Origin of the sequence: Herbaspirillum sp. C7C8, assembly GCF_022627875.1 — a bacterium.
Classification (GTDB): Bacteria; Pseudomonadota; Gammaproteobacteria; order Burkholderiales; family Burkholderiaceae_D; genus Herbaspirillum.
This window is the reverse complement of the sequence record NZ_JABXGG010000008.1, coordinates 54,448-67,980: the sequence shown is the minus strand read 5'-3', so window position 1 is coordinate 67,980 and position 13,533 is coordinate 54,448. Positions and strand designations below refer to the sequence as shown.

The following is a 13,533-nucleotide window of genomic DNA, read 5'->3' as shown; positions in this document are numbered from 1 at the left end:
ATGGCGCCAGGCAGCCTGCTGCGGCGCACGGCGCGCCAGCGCACCGGAGACGATGCCGAGGAGCGGGCGCTGGCCTACCTCCAGGCGCAGGGGCTGCAACTGATCCAACGCAATTTCCGCTGCAAGGGCGGCGAGATCGACCTGATTCTGCGGGAGAACGCCACCATCGTCTTCGTGGAGGTCCGTGCCCGCGCAAGCAGCGCCTTTGGCGGCGCTGTGGCCAGCGTCACGGCGGCCAAGCAGCGGCGCCTGCTGGTGGCAGCCCAGGTCTGGTTGCAAGGCCAGTCCGGACTGCCACCCTGCCGCTTCGACGTGGTCGCCCTCGAGGGTGGCCAGCTGCAGTGGCTGCGCAACGCCATCAGCGCCTGATCCCCCCGGATCCTGCCTGAACGGGCAGCATGGGGCCATCACGCCGGGCATGGCGTATCATGTGCGACCGGATTCCGGAAACCTCTCTTTACCAATTGCCCGGGCTTGGCCGTGTTCAAGTCCTCTATAATCGCAGGCACCATGACAAATCCTCGCATCCTCGCCCATTTCCAGGAAAGCGCCGACCTGAAGATGAAGGCTGCCAACGTGTTGGCCCAACCGATCGAACAGGCGATTGAACTTATGTTCACTGCACTGTCGAATGGCAACAAGATTCTTGCCTGTGGCAATGGCGGATCGGCCGCTGACAGCCAGCACTTCGCGGCCGAACTGGTCGGTCGCTTCGAACGCGAACGCCTGCCGCTGCCGGCGCTGGCCCTGACTACCGATACTTCCATCCTCACGGCGGTCGGTAACGATTACAGCTATCAGGAAATCTTTTCGAAGCAGGTCCAAGCCTTCGGCCAGGCCGGCGACATCCTGCTGGCCTTCTCGACCTCGGGCAATTCGGGCAACATCCTGGCGGCCATCGAAGTGGCCCACGAACGCGACATGCGCGTGGTGGCCCTGACCGGCAAGGGTGGCGGCAAGATCGGCAAGATCCTGACCGACGCTGATGTGCATCTCTGTGTGCCGCATGACCGTACCGCGCGCATCCAGGAAGTGCATCTGGTGTCGCTGCACTGCATTTGCGACGGTATCGACGTCGCGCTTTTTGGAGATGATGCGAATGAATGATGCACGATCCTTGTTGATCCGCCTGCGCCGCCCGCTGGCGGCCGTGGCCCTGGGCGGCATGATGGCCCTGAGCCTGCAGGGCTGTTTTGCAGTCTTTGCCGGCGGTGCGCTGGCCACCACCTTTGCCGCCACCGACCGTCGCACCCTGGGTGCGCAGACGGAAGACAAAGCGATCGTCGTCAAGGGCGAAGCCCGCATTCCCGACGTGGTGGCCGCCGGCTCCCATGTCAACGTGACCGCCTTCAACCGCAAGGTGCTGCTGTCGGGCGAAGTGCCCGACGAAGCCTCCAAGGCCGCCGCCGAACGTGAAACCAAGGCCATCCAGAACGTCGAGACGGTGTACAACGAACTGGAAGTGGGCCCGTCGTCGAGCTTCGGTTCGCGCTCCAGTGACGCGCTCATCACCAGCAAGGTCCTGGCCAGCCTGGTGGATGACAAGACGCTGTATTCCAGCGCCTTCAAGATCACCACCGAGCGCGGCATCGTCTACATGATGGGCCGCGTGACCCAGCGTGAAGGCCAGCGCGCGGCGCAGATCGCCAGCGGCGTCTCGGGCGTGAACAAGGTCGTGACCCTGTTCGAATACATCACCGAGGACGAACTGAAGGATTACCAGCGCAAGCCGGCCGACGAGAACAAGTCCACCAGCTGAGCGCAGGCCTCCCCCTGATGCAGGTCAAACCGCCGGCCCGTCCGGCGGTTTTCACGTACAGGCCCGGCCCGCAGGATCCCGCGCGGCGGTCTATAATGCTTCACTTCAATGGGGTTGCCCTGTGCAGCCCCTTCCCGCATTCCGAATCCGGAGTTTTCCATGCAAGCACAGGCAAACGCTTCCAAGAACGGTTTCATGATCAAGCTGGCCGCCGTCCTCGTGGTGGCTGCCGTGGCCGCCTTCGCCTATTTCAAGGTCAATGCCGGCAATGCCGCACCCGACGTCACCTTCACCAAGCTCGATGGCCAGCAGGTCGCCTTGAAGGATTTGCGCGGCAAGGTGGTCATGGTCAATTTCTGGGCCACCAGCTGCACCACCTGCGTGGGCGAGATGCCGCAAATGATCGAGACCTACAACAAGTTCAAGGACCGTGGCCTGGACTTCGTGGCCGTGGCCATGAGCTATGACCCGCCCAACTTCGTGCTGAACTACACCGAGACCCGCAAGCTGCCCTTCAAGGTCGCCCTCGACCCGCAAGACACGCTGGCCAAGGCCTTCGGCGACGTCAAGCTGACCCCGACCACCTTCGTCATCGGCAAGGATGGCAACATCATCAAGCGCTACGTGGGTGAGCCGCAGTTCGCCGAACTGCATCAGCTGCTGGAAAAGGCCCTGGCGGCCGCCTGAGCCCTGCGCCACCCTCCCCCCCCAAAAGCCGGCTGTGATGCCGGCTTTTTCATTTCCGATTGCAATCGGGCAACTGCAAGGAACATCCCTGCGCCTGACCTAGTCCAAGATATTCATATTGCTGTCATGACAAGCACTTGCGTGCCTCTGCCGACACCTTCACAACAAAGGAGGCTGACATGAAATTCCGGACCATTTTCCTGATTGTGCTGCTGGCGCTGGTCGCCATCTTTGCCGCCGTCAACTGGACGGCCTTTACGGCCACGACCACGCTGTCGCTGATCTATACCGAGTTCCAGGCGCCGCTGGGTGCGGTGATGCTGGGCGTGGTGGTGGTGCTGACGGCCTTCTTCCTGCTCTACATTCTGGCGCTGCAGACGACCGTGATGCTGGAAAGCCGGCGCCTGACCAAGCAGCTGGAAGCGCAGCGCGCCCTGGCCGACCAGGCCGAGCATTCGCGCTTCAACGACCTGCGCGGCTATCTGAAGACCGAGCTGGAGCAGTTGCAGCAGCGCCAGAGCGAACAGCAAACCCTGCTGGCGCAGCGTCTGGATGCCTTGCAGCGTGACCTCCACCAGCGTGTGGAACAGACCGAGAATGCCGTGGCCGCCCAGGTGGGCGAGCTCGATGACCGCCTGCAGCGTCAGCGCGTGACTACCCTGCCCCAGAATCTGGCGTAATTCTTCCAACGCGCACGCAAAAAAGCTGGAACCTCGCGGATCCAGCCTTTTTCTTCATTTAATGCCTTTTGGAGGCATTTCCAGGGTACTTAGACGCCGTATCGGGTCCGATACGCTGCCACCGCATCCTTGTACTGGCTCAGGCGGGCATCGCCGCCGTTGGAGATGTACTCGAAGAGGTCATTGAGGTTGCCGATAGAGATGACCGGCATGTCGTATTCGCGCGCCACTTCCTGCACGGCCGACAGTTCGGAGAGCGCACCGTCCTTGCCCGAGCGCTCCATGCGGTCCAGTGCGATCAGCACGGCGCAGGGGGTGGCACCGGCGGCGCGGATCATGTCCACCGATTCGCGCACCGAGGTACCGGCCGAGATGACGTCATCGATGATGACGACCTTGCCTTGCAGCTTGGCGCCGACGATGGTGCCGCCTTCGCCGTGGTCCTTGGCTTCCTTGCGGTTGAAGGCGAAGGGCACGTTGCGGCCCATGCCGGCCAGCGCCACGGCAGTGGCCGAGGCCAGGGTGATGCCCTTGTAGGCGGGGCCGAACAGCATGTCATATTCCACACCCGAATCCTGCAGGGTCTGGGCGTAGAAGCGGGCCACCTGGGCCAGGGTCGCACCCTCGCTGAAGAGGCCGGCGTTGAAGAAGTAAGGCGAAGTACGGCCTGCCTTGGTGACGAATTCGCCAAAGCGCAGCACGCCGGCCGATACCGCGAATTCGATGAATTCCTGTCGCAAGTTGCTCACAATGTATTTCCCGGGAAGAGTCAAAACGGAAGGTGCGGACCGCGCCCGCTTGCCGCAGGGCAAGGCAGCACGGTGGCAAAGCCTTCATCAGGCCGCCATTTTAAATGATTCATCCTATCGGTTATGCTACCGGCCTTAATGAACACGCTTGCACAACAAGCAAACAGGACATCCATGCCAAAAATCGTCTCCGCCAACCTCAACGGAATCCGCTCGGCCGCCAAGAAGGGCTTCTTCGAGTGGATGCAGAAGGAAGCGCCGGACTTCGTCTGCGTGCAGGAACTCAAGGCCCAGGCCGCCGACATGACCGAAGACTTCCTGGCCCCGGCCGGCTATGTTGGCCATTTCCACTATGCCCAGAAGAAGGGCTACTCGGGCGTGGGCGTCTACAGCCGCCGCCAGCCGGACTCGGTGCGCATCGGCTTCGGCAATACCGAATTCGATGACGAAGGCCGCTATGTCGAATGCGACTACGGCGACCTGACCGTGATCTCGCTCTATGCGCCGTCGGGTTCCTCCAGCGAGGAACGCCAGGAAGCCAAGTTCCGCTTCATGGAAGCCTTCCTGCCGCACCTGATGGAACTGGAAAAGAGCGGCCGCGAAGTGGTCATCTGCGGCGACTGGAACATCGCCCACAAGGAAATCGACCTGAAGAACTGGAAGAGCAACCAGAAGAATTCGGGCTTTTTGCCGGAAGAACGCGCCTGGATGACGCGCATCTTCGACCAACTGGGCCTGGTGGACGTGTATCGTCGCCTGTATCCCGAGACCACCGGCGAAGCCTACACCTGGTGGAGCAATCGCGGCCAGGCCTGGGCCAATAACGTGGGGTGGCGTATCGATTACCACGTCTCCACGCCGGGCATCGCGGCCAAGGCGGTCAGTGCGGCGATCTACAAGGAACAGCGCTTTTCGGATCATGCGCCGCTGACGGTGGTGTACGGCGACTAAGTCACACTGAGCTCGCCAACAAAAAGCCCTCGCACCGTGAAGTGCGAGGGCTTTGTCGTTTCCACCAGGTGGAAAATCAGGCGTCCGGTGCAGCGGCCTTCTTCGGCGTGGCCTTGCGCAGAGCCGGCTTCTTGGCAGCAGCCGCCTTGGTCTTGGTGGCAGTGGTCTTGGCCGCCGTCTTCTTGGCGGCCGGCTTGGCGGCTGCCTCGTCGGCACCATCATCAGCGTCCGCTGCAGCGGCCTTGCCCTTGGCGGGCGTCTTGGCCTTGCGTTCCTCGAACTCGAAGCTGATCTTGCCATCCTTGCCACGCACCAGGAAAGCCTTGAAAGGCCGGCGCGTGCGCTGCGAGATGAAGCCCGGCAGCAGGTCGGTCTTGCCGTCGTTCAGGAGCTTGGCCATCTGCTCGGGCAGGATTTCCTGCTGCAGGATGATGCGGCTGCTGCGGAAGTCGCAGGCCTTGGGCTTGGCCACGGTCTTCTCGCACACATAGGCCAGGCCCATTTCGTAGACGCCGCTGCCGCACTTGGGGCAGGCGCCCAGCGGGGTCTGCTCGCTGAAGTCGACCGGCTCGCCGCCTTCGCCCTCGGCCTGGTCCTGGCCGAAGTCGAATTCGAGCTTGAAGTTCTTGATCTCTTCGTCGCGCGAAATCTTCAGGATGGCCGCGAACGGACGGCCCATCTTGGAGCGGAAGCCCTGCAGCGGACCGATGGTGCGATTCTGCAGCAGCTCTTCCACTTCGGCGATTTCGAACTGGCGGCCACCGGGTACCTTGCTCATCGAGAATTCGCACTTGGTGCAGGCGAAGCGACGGTAATTTTCCTTCACCACGCCGCCGCAGTTGGGGCAAGGCGTCTTCAGCGTCGCGTAGTCGCCGGGGATGGTGTCGTTGTCGTATTCCTTGGCGCGCTTGACGATGATCTGGGTCATCTGCGCGATCTCGCGCATGAACTCGTCACGGCTGATCTTGCCGCGCTCCATCTGGGCCAGCTTGTGTTCCCACTCGCCGGTCAGTTCGGGTTCGGTCAGTTCATCCACGCCCAGGCCGTGCAGCAGCGTCATCAGCTGGAAGGCCTTGGCGGTGGGCATCATTTCACGCCCTTCGCGGATCAGGTACTTTTCGTTGAGCAGGCCTTCGATGATGGCCGCGCGCGTGGCCGGCGTGCCCAGGCCCTTGCCGGCCATGGCTTCGCGCAGCTCATCCGAATCCACCAGCTTGCCCGCGCCTTCCATGGCCGACAGCAGCGTCGCTTCGGTGTAGCGGGCGGGCGGTTTGGTGACCAGGCCGTTGGCGGTGACCTTGTCGGTCTTGACCTTCTCGCCCGGAGCCACGGCGACCAGGTTGCCGCCGCCTTCCTTGTCCTTGTCGTCTTCCTCGACCTGCTTGCCGTAGATGGCCAGCCAGCCGGGGTTGATCATGACTTTACCTTCGCTCTTGAACTGGTGGCCCGACACTTCCGTGAAGCGGGTAGTCACCTGGAACTCGGCCGGCGGGAAGAACACTGCCATGAAGCGGCGCGTCACCAGGTCGTAGAGCTTCTGTTCCGGCTCCGACAGGTTCTTGGGCACCTGGGTGGTCGGGATGATGGCAAAGTGGTCGCTGATCTTGGTGTTGTCGAAGATGCGCTTGTTGGGCTTGACCCAGCCTTGCTTCAGAATCTGCTTGGAGAACTGGTGGTAGTTGTTGTTCTCCGCCAGCGCCTCCATGGTGTCCTTGACCGTGTTGATGTAGTCCTCGGGCAGGTGGCGCGAGTCGGTACGCGGATAGGTCAGCACCTTGTGCTTTTCATACAGCGCCTGGGCCAGGCCCAGGGTGTTCTTGGCCGAGAAGCCGAAGCGCGAGTTGGCCTCGCGCTGCAAGCTGGTCAGGTCGAACAGGCCCGGCGACATCTGCGTGGTCGGCTTGGATTCCTCGGTGACATTGCCCGGCTTGTCGCGGCAGGCGGCCACGATGGAGTCGGCTGCGGCTTTGCTCCACAGGCGCTCGGGGCGCTTCTCGGGATCGGCTTCATCCTTCTTGTGGCCCTTGTCCAGCCAGCGGCCCTTGTAGATGCCGGCCGCGCAGACGAACTCGGCATGCACTTCCCAGTAGTCGCGCGGGACGAACTTCTTGATCTTCTCTTCACGCTCCACCACGATGGACAGCGTAGGCGTCTGCACGCGGCCCACGGTGGTCAGGTAGAAGCCGCCTTCCTTGGAGTTGAAGGCGGTCATGGCGCGGGTGCCGTTGATGCCGATCAGCCAGTCGGCTTCGCTGCGGCAACGCGCGGCATTGGCCAGCGGGAGCATTTCTTCATCATCGCGCAGATGGGCAAAGCCCTCGCGGATGGCGCCGGGGGTCATCGATTGCAGCCACAGGCGCTTCACCGGCTGCTTGGCCTTGGTGTATTGCGCGATCAGGCGGAAGATCAGTTCACCTTCGCGGCCCGCGTCACAGGCGTTGATGAGGGTGGTCACATCCTTGCGCTTGATGAGCCTGGAGAGCACCTTCAGGCGCGACTCGGTCTTGGCGATCGGATTGAGCGCAAAGTGCGGCGGAATCATCGGCAGGTGGGTGAAACTCCACTTGCCGCGCTTGACGTCGTATTCCTCGGGGACTGCGATTTCCAGCAGGTGACCGACAGCCGAGGACAGGATGTACTCGTCGGATTCGAAATACTCATCGTGCTTGGTGAAGCCGCCGAGCGTCTTCGCGATGTCGTTCGCGACAGAGGGCTTCTCGGCAATGATGAGGGTCTTGCTCATAAGTATGGATCTCGGTGGTGAGAGGTCAGTTGCTGGCGTGTTGCGGAAATGCGATCAGCCTCACATGGGGCCGGAATGTCCCGAAACAACGCCATGCCATCCCAGGCGGGAAACGATGCGCGGCGGCGAGCTGGGCAAGTGGCCGGCGTTTCATTGCCTGTGGACAACGGAATTTTTATATAGTAGCCAATATCGGGCCAATGCGGGGGAATGATAAGCGTGATGCAAATGAAACGGCAAGCACAAGGGCTTGCCGTTTCAATGAATCATGCGCTTTTCCGGGCTTTCATGTTCATTCCTGCTCATTCATGTCGAAATGGCTTGAAATGAAGCAACAACGCCAGGATGCGGCGTCAGCACGATGTCAGCAAGGCTCCCTCCCAGCCCTGTCGCTCGTGCCAGGCCGGTGCTTTCAGTGCAGCAGGCGAGGTTCGGTGTCGTCCTCGTCGAGGAACAGCTCCTCGAACATCAGACCGTCCGGTTCCTTGCCCTGGCTCCACAGCACCATCAGGACGATGACCTTGAGCTTTTCCAGGCCGACCGGGGCTTCACCGGCGGCCAGGGCGCGCTCGATGACGATCTCGCGCTGGATCGGGTCCAGCATCTTGGCCGATTCGAGGAACTGGATGAAACCGATGGCTTCCACGCCCAGAACATCGCTTTCCTGGGTCGCATAGATGCGCGTACCGAAGGAGAAGGCGGTCTGTCGGGGATAGTTGTCGGCGAACTCATGATTGGCGACTTCAAGATCCGTCAGCCATCCGAGTGCCTGGGAGATTTCATCTTCTTCGAAACCAATCGCGGACAACTTCTTGACGAGCGCCTCGGGTTCGGGGCAGGCATCAGGGCGATAGTAGGTTTCGTACAGGTAAACGAGGACATCAAACATGTTCGTACTCTATCGCGAAGGTTATGAATGTACAAGTCAGCCAAGTCCAGTATGGCAGGATTTGCGGCGCTGCGGGGATAATTTCTTCACACGAGTCGACGATAACGTGCACCCGGCAGCAACTCCACCCAACCCTGCAGTTCCAGCGTTAGCAAACTCCCTGCCAGGGCCGCTGCATCAAGGCCGCAGCGCTGGGCGAGGGTATCGGCATCCACAGGATCATGACCCAGACTCTGCAGTACGCGGCGGCTTGCCGGATCGACATCTTCCACGGCGGCAGGTGAAGTTTCCTGCACGACAGCTTGCTGCGAAGACAACACGGACCATGCGGGCAATTCATCGAGGATGTCTTGCGTGGTCTCCACCAGCTTGGCGCCCTGGCGGATGAGCTGATGACAGCCCTTGGACAGCGGGGCATGAATGGAGCCGGGAATGGCAAACACATCTCGCCCCTGCTCGGCCGCCATGCGCGCGGTGATGAGCGAGCCCGACTGGGCTGCCGCCTCCACCACCAGCACGGCGCGCGACAAGCCCGAGATGATCCGGTTGCGGCGCGGAAAGTTGGCCGCCAGCGGCGGCGTACCCAGCGCATATTCACTGACGATGCAGCCGCCCTCGGCAATGCGTTGTGCCAGCGCCCGGTTACGCTGGGGATAATCCAGATCGATGCCGGTGCCGATCACCGCCACCGTCGAACCGGTCCCGCTGAGCCCACCCGCATGGGCCGCCGCATCGATGCCCAAGGCCAGCCCGGAGACGATGGTGATGCCGGCCCGGCTCAGTTCCTCGGAAAAACGCGCCGCATGCAGCACGCCCTGGGTCGTGGCATTGCGGCTGCCGACCACGGCCAGGGCCGTACGCGCCAGCAGTGCCGGATTGCCGCGCAGATACAGCAGCAAGGGCGGATCGGCGATCTGCAACAGGCCCGGCGGATAGGCTGCATCGGCCAGCGTGACGATGGACTGCCCCGGCACCTGCACCCACGCCAGCGTGGCCGCGATGCGTTCACATTGCTGCGCCGTGGGTGCCCGCAACAAGCTGGCCGCCACCGGCGCCGGCACCACCTCGCGAATGGCCTGCGCATCAGCCTGCCAGAGATTGCCCGGCAAACCGAACACCGACAACAGCCGGCGCGCCAGCACCGGACCGACACCGTCGGTCATCGCCAGGCGCAGCCAGGACGCCAGATCGGCAGACTCTTGATGGAAATGCTCTTGCATGACAGGAAATGAAGTTTTGTGCATCAGATGCCCGCTCAAGGCCGCGCAGCGCGGCTCTCCGGGCGAGCCGGGGGCTGGCTGTGATACACTTTTCCAATTGATCGGGAAACCCTTGGCCGCCGGGCCATGCAGCACACGCCAGCCAAAGAGGGCAATTGTGCTGCCGCCGCGCTTGAAGCGTCGCGCTCCGGCCACATTTACACGATAAATCCCGAAATGAATTCCCTGGACGCTCGCAAAATGACGAGATCCGGCCCGAACCAGGTCCACCGAGACCGAACCCCAAGCTTACCGAGAACCCACGTATGGCCCTGCTGAACATCCTCCGTTACCCCGATCCGCGCCTGCACAAGATCGCCGCCCCCGTAACCGTCTTCGACGAGCGCATCAAGAAACTGGTGGCTGACATGGCCGAGACCATGTATGCCGCGCCCGGCGTGGGCCTGGCCGCGTCCCAGGTGGACGTGCATGAGCAGGTGGTGGTCATCGACGTCTCCGACGAGGGCAAGAACCTGCAGGTCTTCATCAATCCCGAGATCCTCTGGGCCAGCGAAGAGAAGCGCGTCTACGACGAGGGCTGCCTGTCGGTGCCCGGCATCTACGATGGCGTGGAGCGTCCGGCCCGCGTGAAGGTGCGCGCCTTTGATGCCGACGGCAAGGCCTTCGAGGTCGATGCCGATGATCTGCTGGCCGTGTGCATCCAGCACGAGATGGATCACCTGAAGGGCAAGGTCTTCGTCGAATATCTCTCGCCGTTGAAGCGCAACCGCATCAAGACCAAGCTGCAGAAGGAAGAGCGCGAGATGAAGAAGAAGGCGGGCTGAAGCGCCTGCCCCATCCGAGATGAAAAATAACGCCGGCCGGGTCATCCCCGCCGGCGTTTTTCATTGATACGTCATCTGCATCAATGCCATCGATTGATGCAGAAAGACTTACACCGCCACGAAGCGATACACCCCATCCTCTCCCAGCATCCGCCTAACCGCACCGTCAACCCAGAGCTTGTGCAAGTGGGCCACCGCCTCGCCCAGCGCAAAGGAGAGCTGGTGCGTATCCAGCGGTCGCTTGAACATCACCGGCAGGATATCCACACCCGTCTGCGGCGTGGCGCAGGCGTGCAACACTTCGGCCAGACGCTCGCGGTGATGATCGTTCAACTGCGCGATACGCGTATGCAGGCCACGGAAGGGCTTGCCATGCGAAGGCAGTACCAGCACCTCAGCCGGCAGGTGGCCATACTTCTTCAGGGAATCCAGATACTGCTGCACGGGATTGCTCTCCGGCTCGATGGCAAACACCGAGACATTGGTGGAGATGCGCGGCAACACCATATCCCCCGAAATCAGCACATTGAGCGCTGCGCAGTACAGCGACACGTGCTCCGGCGAATGCCCGAAACCGGTGATGATGTCCCAATCCCGTCCACCGATGCGCACTGCGTGACCGTCCTGCATGCGGTGATACGCATGCGGCACCGCCGGCACCAGATCCTGGTAATAGGAATTGCGCCCCTGCAGCGTGGCTACCGTCTCGGGGTCGGCCAGCCCGTGGCGCCGGAAATGCGGTGTGGCCGCCGTGCCCTCGGCCCCCGGCAAGGCCGCCGACATCACGCGCGCAAAGGCGTAGTCGCCGGTGCTCATCCACAGCGGCGCCTGCCAGCGTCGGCACAGCCAGTCGGCCAGGCCCACATGATCCGGATGGCAATGCGTGACCAGCACGCGCACGATGGGCAGTCCGTCGAGCTCCTCGGCGAAGATGCGCTCCCAGGCCGCGCGGGTGTCGTCGGTGGCGATGCCGCAATCGACCACGGTCCAGCCACGCTGGCGGCCCTGCGGCGTTTCTACCTCGTCCTCCAGCAACCAGAGATTGATGTGATTCAGGGCAAAGGGCAGCCCCATGCGCAGCCAGCGCACACCCGGCGCCACCTCCATGGTGTGGCCGGTGTCGGGCAAGGTGTCGCCGAAGGCGTAGTCAAGCTGGGATTCAAGAGCATTCATCAGTAAGCCTGGCGATCATCGAGAAGGGAAGTCATGCGCTGTCGTGCCAGCCCTGCATTTTTTGCTGGACGACAGGGCACAATATACTTTACGTTAACGTAAAGTGCCAGACCAACCCATCGATTCGTCCCATGCCTACCTACACCATCACCGAACTGGCCGAAGAATTCGCGATAACGCCCCGTGCGATCCGGTTCTACGAAGACCACGGCATCCTCAATCCCAAGCGCGAGGGCGTGGGCGGGCGGCATCGGGTCTATCCGGCGCGCGAACGCACGCGCCTGAAGCTCACGCTGCGCGGCAAGCGCCTGGGCTTTACGCTCGCCGAGATCAAGGACCTGATCGACATGTACGAGTCGCCCAAGGATACCCAGCCCCAGCTGCAACGCTTCCTGGGCCTGCTGCAACAGCATCGCGAAAAACTGGAGCAGCAGCGCGAGGACCTCGAACTGACCCTCTCCGAAATCGCCGCCCACGAAGAGGAATGCCGACAACTGCTGGCCGATGCCAAACCGAAGAGCAAACGCAAGGCGGTAGCGGCCTGACGCAAACGGCATCTGCCGCCGCGCATCCCGGCCCCATTGACGTTAACGTCAAGCAACAGCGATCGTTGCGTACCACAACAAGAATTCCCCAAACACCCAACGAGGAGACACCCATGATCCACCTGCCCGGCCTCAATTTCGACCACGGCGAAGACATCGCCGCCCTGCGCGAGGCGGTCGCCGCCTTCGCCCAAACGGAGATCGCCCCGCGTGCGGCCGAGATCGACCGCAGCGACCAGTTCCCCATGGACCTGTGGAAGAAGCTGGGCGACCTGGGCGTGCTGGGCATCACCGTGGGCGAGGAGTACGGCGGGGCCGGACTGGGCTACCTGGCGCACATCATCGCGATGGAGGAAATCTCGCGCGCCTCGGCGTCGGTGGGCTTGTCCTACGGCGCCCACTCCAACCTGTGCGTGAACCAGATCAAGCGCAACGGCAACGAAGAGCAAAAGCGCAAGTACCTGCCCAAACTGATCTCGGGCGACTTCATCGGTGCGCTGGCCATGTCCGAACCCAATGCCGGTTCGGATGTGGTGAGCATGAAACTGCGCGCCGACAAGAAGGGCGACCGCTACGTGCTCAACGGCAGCAAGATGTGGATCACCAATGGCCCCGATGCGGACGTGCTGGTGGTCTATGCCAAGACCGATCTGGAGGCCGGCGCGCGTGGCATGACCGCCTTCCTGGTAGAGAAAGGATATAAAGGATTTTCCGTCGCGCAGAAACTGGACAAGCTCGGCATGCGCGGCTCCCACACTGGCGAACTGGTGTTCCAGGATTGCGAGGTGCCCGAGGAAAACATCCTGGGCGGCATTGGCCGTGGCGTCAACGTCCTGATGTCGGGCCTGGACTTCGAGCGCAGCGTGCTCTCGGGCGGACCGCTGGGCATCATGCAGGCCTGCATGGATGTGGTGGTCCCCTACGTGCATGACCGCAAGCAGTTCGGCCAGGCCATCGGCGAATTCCAGCTGATGCAGGGCAAGCTGGCCGACATGTATTCCACCATGATGGCCTGCAAGGCCTATGTCTATGCGGTCGGCCAGGCCTGTGATCGCGCCGACAGCGCCGACAAGGTGCGCGCCCTGCGCAAGGATGCTGCCGGTGCCATCCTGTATTCAGCCGAGAAGGCCACCTGGATGGCCGGAGAAGCGATCCAGTCGCTGGGCGGCAATGGCTACATCAACGAGTATCCCGTGGGCCGCCTCTGGCGCGATGCCAAGCTCTACGAGATCGGTGCCGGCACCAGCGAGATCCGCCGCATGCTGATCGGCCGCGAACTGTTCGCCGATACGCTGTAAGCGCCCTCACCTCTT

The 13,533-nt window shown here is 62.3% G+C and carries 14 protein-coding genes; 9 read left to right on the top strand and 5 right to left on the bottom strand.

What is annotated here, in order from left to right; all coding sequences use genetic code 11:
- The 5 genes from HWE01_RS11535 (at position 1) to HWE01_RS11515 (ending at position 3,126) form a co-directional block, all read left to right on the top strand.
- Entirely contained in the window at positions 1 to 369 is a 369-nt protein-coding gene (locus tag HWE01_RS11535; protein WP_241821875.1) for a YraN family protein, read from the top strand.
- Between the two features lie 141 nt (positions 370 to 510).
- Positions 511 to 1,107 (top strand): phosphoheptose isomerase, encoded by a 597-nt coding sequence (locus tag HWE01_RS11530; RefSeq protein WP_175343786.1) that lies wholly within the window; start codon positions 511 to 513, stop codon positions 1,105 to 1,107.
- Positions 1,100 to 1,759: a BON domain-containing protein gene (locus HWE01_RS11525; RefSeq protein ID WP_008333582.1), complete on the top strand. Its 660-nt coding sequence runs from the start codon at positions 1,100 to 1,102 to the stop codon at positions 1,757 to 1,759. The genes HWE01_RS11530 and HWE01_RS11525 overlap by 8 nt, the downstream gene beginning before the upstream one ends.
- 159 nt (positions 1,760 to 1,918) lie before the next feature.
- Positions 1,919 to 2,446 carry a TlpA family protein disulfide reductase gene (locus HWE01_RS11520; protein ID WP_241821874.1) on the top strand — a complete coding sequence of 176 codons (528 nt, stop codon included), beginning with the start codon at positions 1,919 to 1,921 and terminating at the stop codon, positions 2,444 to 2,446.
- Positions 2,447 to 2,625: 179 nt separating this feature from the next.
- Positions 2,626 to 3,126, top strand: coding sequence for a LapA family protein (locus tag HWE01_RS11515; protein ID WP_008333586.1), 501 nt, complete (start codon positions 2,626 to 2,628; stop codon positions 3,124 to 3,126).
- Positions 3,127 to 3,215: 89 nt separating this feature from the next.
- On the opposite strand, the gene pyrE is transcribed toward HWE01_RS11515, so the two are convergent.
- Complete coding sequence (gene pyrE / locus HWE01_RS11510) at positions 3,216 to 3,875, bottom strand: orotate phosphoribosyltransferase (protein ID WP_008333588.1); 660 nt, start codon at positions 3,873 to 3,875, stop codon at positions 3,216 to 3,218.
- 174 nt (positions 3,876 to 4,049) lie between these two features.
- Here pyrE and HWE01_RS11505 point away from each other — a divergent pair, with 174 nt between their 5' ends.
- Positions 4,050 to 4,826, top strand: a complete 777-nt coding sequence (locus HWE01_RS11505) for an exodeoxyribonuclease III (RefSeq protein WP_008333590.1) — start codon at positions 4,050 to 4,052, stop codon at positions 4,824 to 4,826.
- Between the two features lie 76 nt (positions 4,827 to 4,902).
- Here HWE01_RS11505 and HWE01_RS11500 read toward each other — a convergent pair whose 3' ends face one another.
- The 3 genes from HWE01_RS11500 to dprA all read right to left on the bottom strand — a co-directional run bounded on the left by HWE01_RS11500 (position 4,903) and on the right by dprA (position 9,678).
- Positions 4,903 to 7,569: a DNA topoisomerase III gene (locus HWE01_RS11500; RefSeq protein WP_241821873.1), complete on the bottom strand. Its 2,667-nt coding sequence runs from the start codon at positions 7,567 to 7,569 to the stop codon at positions 4,903 to 4,905.
- 412 nt (positions 7,570 to 7,981) lie between these two features.
- A complete protein-coding gene (locus HWE01_RS11495; protein WP_008333600.1) occupies positions 7,982 to 8,458 on the bottom strand; it encodes a Smg family protein in 477 nt (158 codons plus the stop codon).
- Positions 8,459 to 8,544: 86 nt separating this feature from the next.
- Positions 8,545 to 9,678, bottom strand: coding sequence for a DNA-processing protein DprA (dprA, locus tag HWE01_RS11490; RefSeq protein ID WP_241821872.1), 1,134 nt, complete (start codon positions 9,676 to 9,678; stop codon positions 8,545 to 8,547).
- A gap of 305 nt (positions 9,679 to 9,983) precedes the next feature.
- On the opposite strand from dprA, the gene def reads away from it, so the two are divergent.
- Complete coding sequence (gene def / locus HWE01_RS11485) at positions 9,984 to 10,502, top strand: peptide deformylase (RefSeq protein WP_008333604.1); 519 nt, start codon at positions 9,984 to 9,986, stop codon at positions 10,500 to 10,502.
- A 108-nt stretch (positions 10,503 to 10,610) separates the two neighbouring features.
- Here the strand turns inward: def and HWE01_RS11480 are convergent, their stop codons facing one another.
- Complete coding sequence (locus HWE01_RS11480; protein ID WP_241821871.1) at positions 10,611 to 11,675, bottom strand: MBL fold metallo-hydrolase; 1,065 nt, start codon at positions 11,673 to 11,675, stop codon at positions 10,611 to 10,613.
- Between the two features lie 131 nt (positions 11,676 to 11,806).
- On the opposite strand from HWE01_RS11480, the gene HWE01_RS11475 reads away from it, so the two are divergent.
- Positions 11,807 to 12,220, top strand: coding sequence for a MerR family transcriptional regulator (locus tag HWE01_RS11475; protein ID WP_008333608.1), 414 nt, complete (start codon positions 11,807 to 11,809; stop codon positions 12,218 to 12,220).
- A gap of 113 nt (positions 12,221 to 12,333) precedes the next feature.
- Positions 12,334 to 13,518 carry an isovaleryl-CoA dehydrogenase gene (locus tag HWE01_RS11470; protein ID WP_008333610.1) on the top strand — a complete coding sequence of 395 codons (1,185 nt, stop codon included), beginning with the start codon at positions 12,334 to 12,336 and terminating at the stop codon, positions 13,516 to 13,518.
- Positions 13,519 to 13,533 lie beyond the last annotated feature (15 nt).

Bases quoted from the DNA above. Each gene is read 5' to 3' on its own strand.
- HWE01_RS11535 (WP_241821875.1), top strand. From the start codon at position 1: ATGGCGCCAGGCAGCCTGCTGCGGCGCACGGCGCGCCAGCGCACCGGA.
- HWE01_RS11530 (WP_175343786.1), top strand. From the start codon at position 511: ATGACAAATCCTCGCATCCTCGCCCATTTCCAGGAAAGCGCCGACCTG.
- HWE01_RS11525 (WP_008333582.1), top strand. From the start codon at position 1,100: ATGAATGATGCACGATCCTTGTTGATCCGCCTGCGCCGCCCGCTGGCG.
- HWE01_RS11520 (WP_241821874.1), top strand. From the start codon at position 1,919: ATGCAAGCACAGGCAAACGCTTCCAAGAACGGTTTCATGATCAAGCTG.
- HWE01_RS11515 (WP_008333586.1), top strand. From the start codon at position 2,626: ATGAAATTCCGGACCATTTTCCTGATTGTGCTGCTGGCGCTGGTCGCC.
- HWE01_RS11505 (WP_008333590.1), top strand. From the start codon at position 4,050: ATGCCAAAAATCGTCTCCGCCAACCTCAACGGAATCCGCTCGGCCGCC.
- HWE01_RS11500 (WP_241821873.1), bottom strand. From the start codon at position 7,569: ATGAGCAAGACCCTCATCATTGCCGAGAAGCCCTCTGTCGCGAACGAC.
- HWE01_RS11495 (WP_008333600.1), bottom strand. From the start codon at position 8,458: ATGTTTGATGTCCTCGTTTACCTGTACGAAACCTACTATCGCCCTGAT.
- dprA (WP_241821872.1), bottom strand. From the start codon at position 9,678: ATGCAAGAGCATTTCCATCAAGAGTCTGCCGATCTGGCGTCCTGGCTG.
- def (WP_008333604.1), top strand. From the start codon at position 9,984: ATGGCCCTGCTGAACATCCTCCGTTACCCCGATCCGCGCCTGCACAAG.
- HWE01_RS11480 (WP_241821871.1), bottom strand. From the start codon at position 11,675: ATGAATGCTCTTGAATCCCAGCTTGACTACGCCTTCGGCGACACCTTG.
- HWE01_RS11475 (WP_008333608.1), top strand. From the start codon at position 11,807: ATGCCTACCTACACCATCACCGAACTGGCCGAAGAATTCGCGATAACG.
- HWE01_RS11470 (WP_008333610.1), top strand. From the start codon at position 12,334: ATGATCCACCTGCCCGGCCTCAATTTCGACCACGGCGAAGACATCGCC.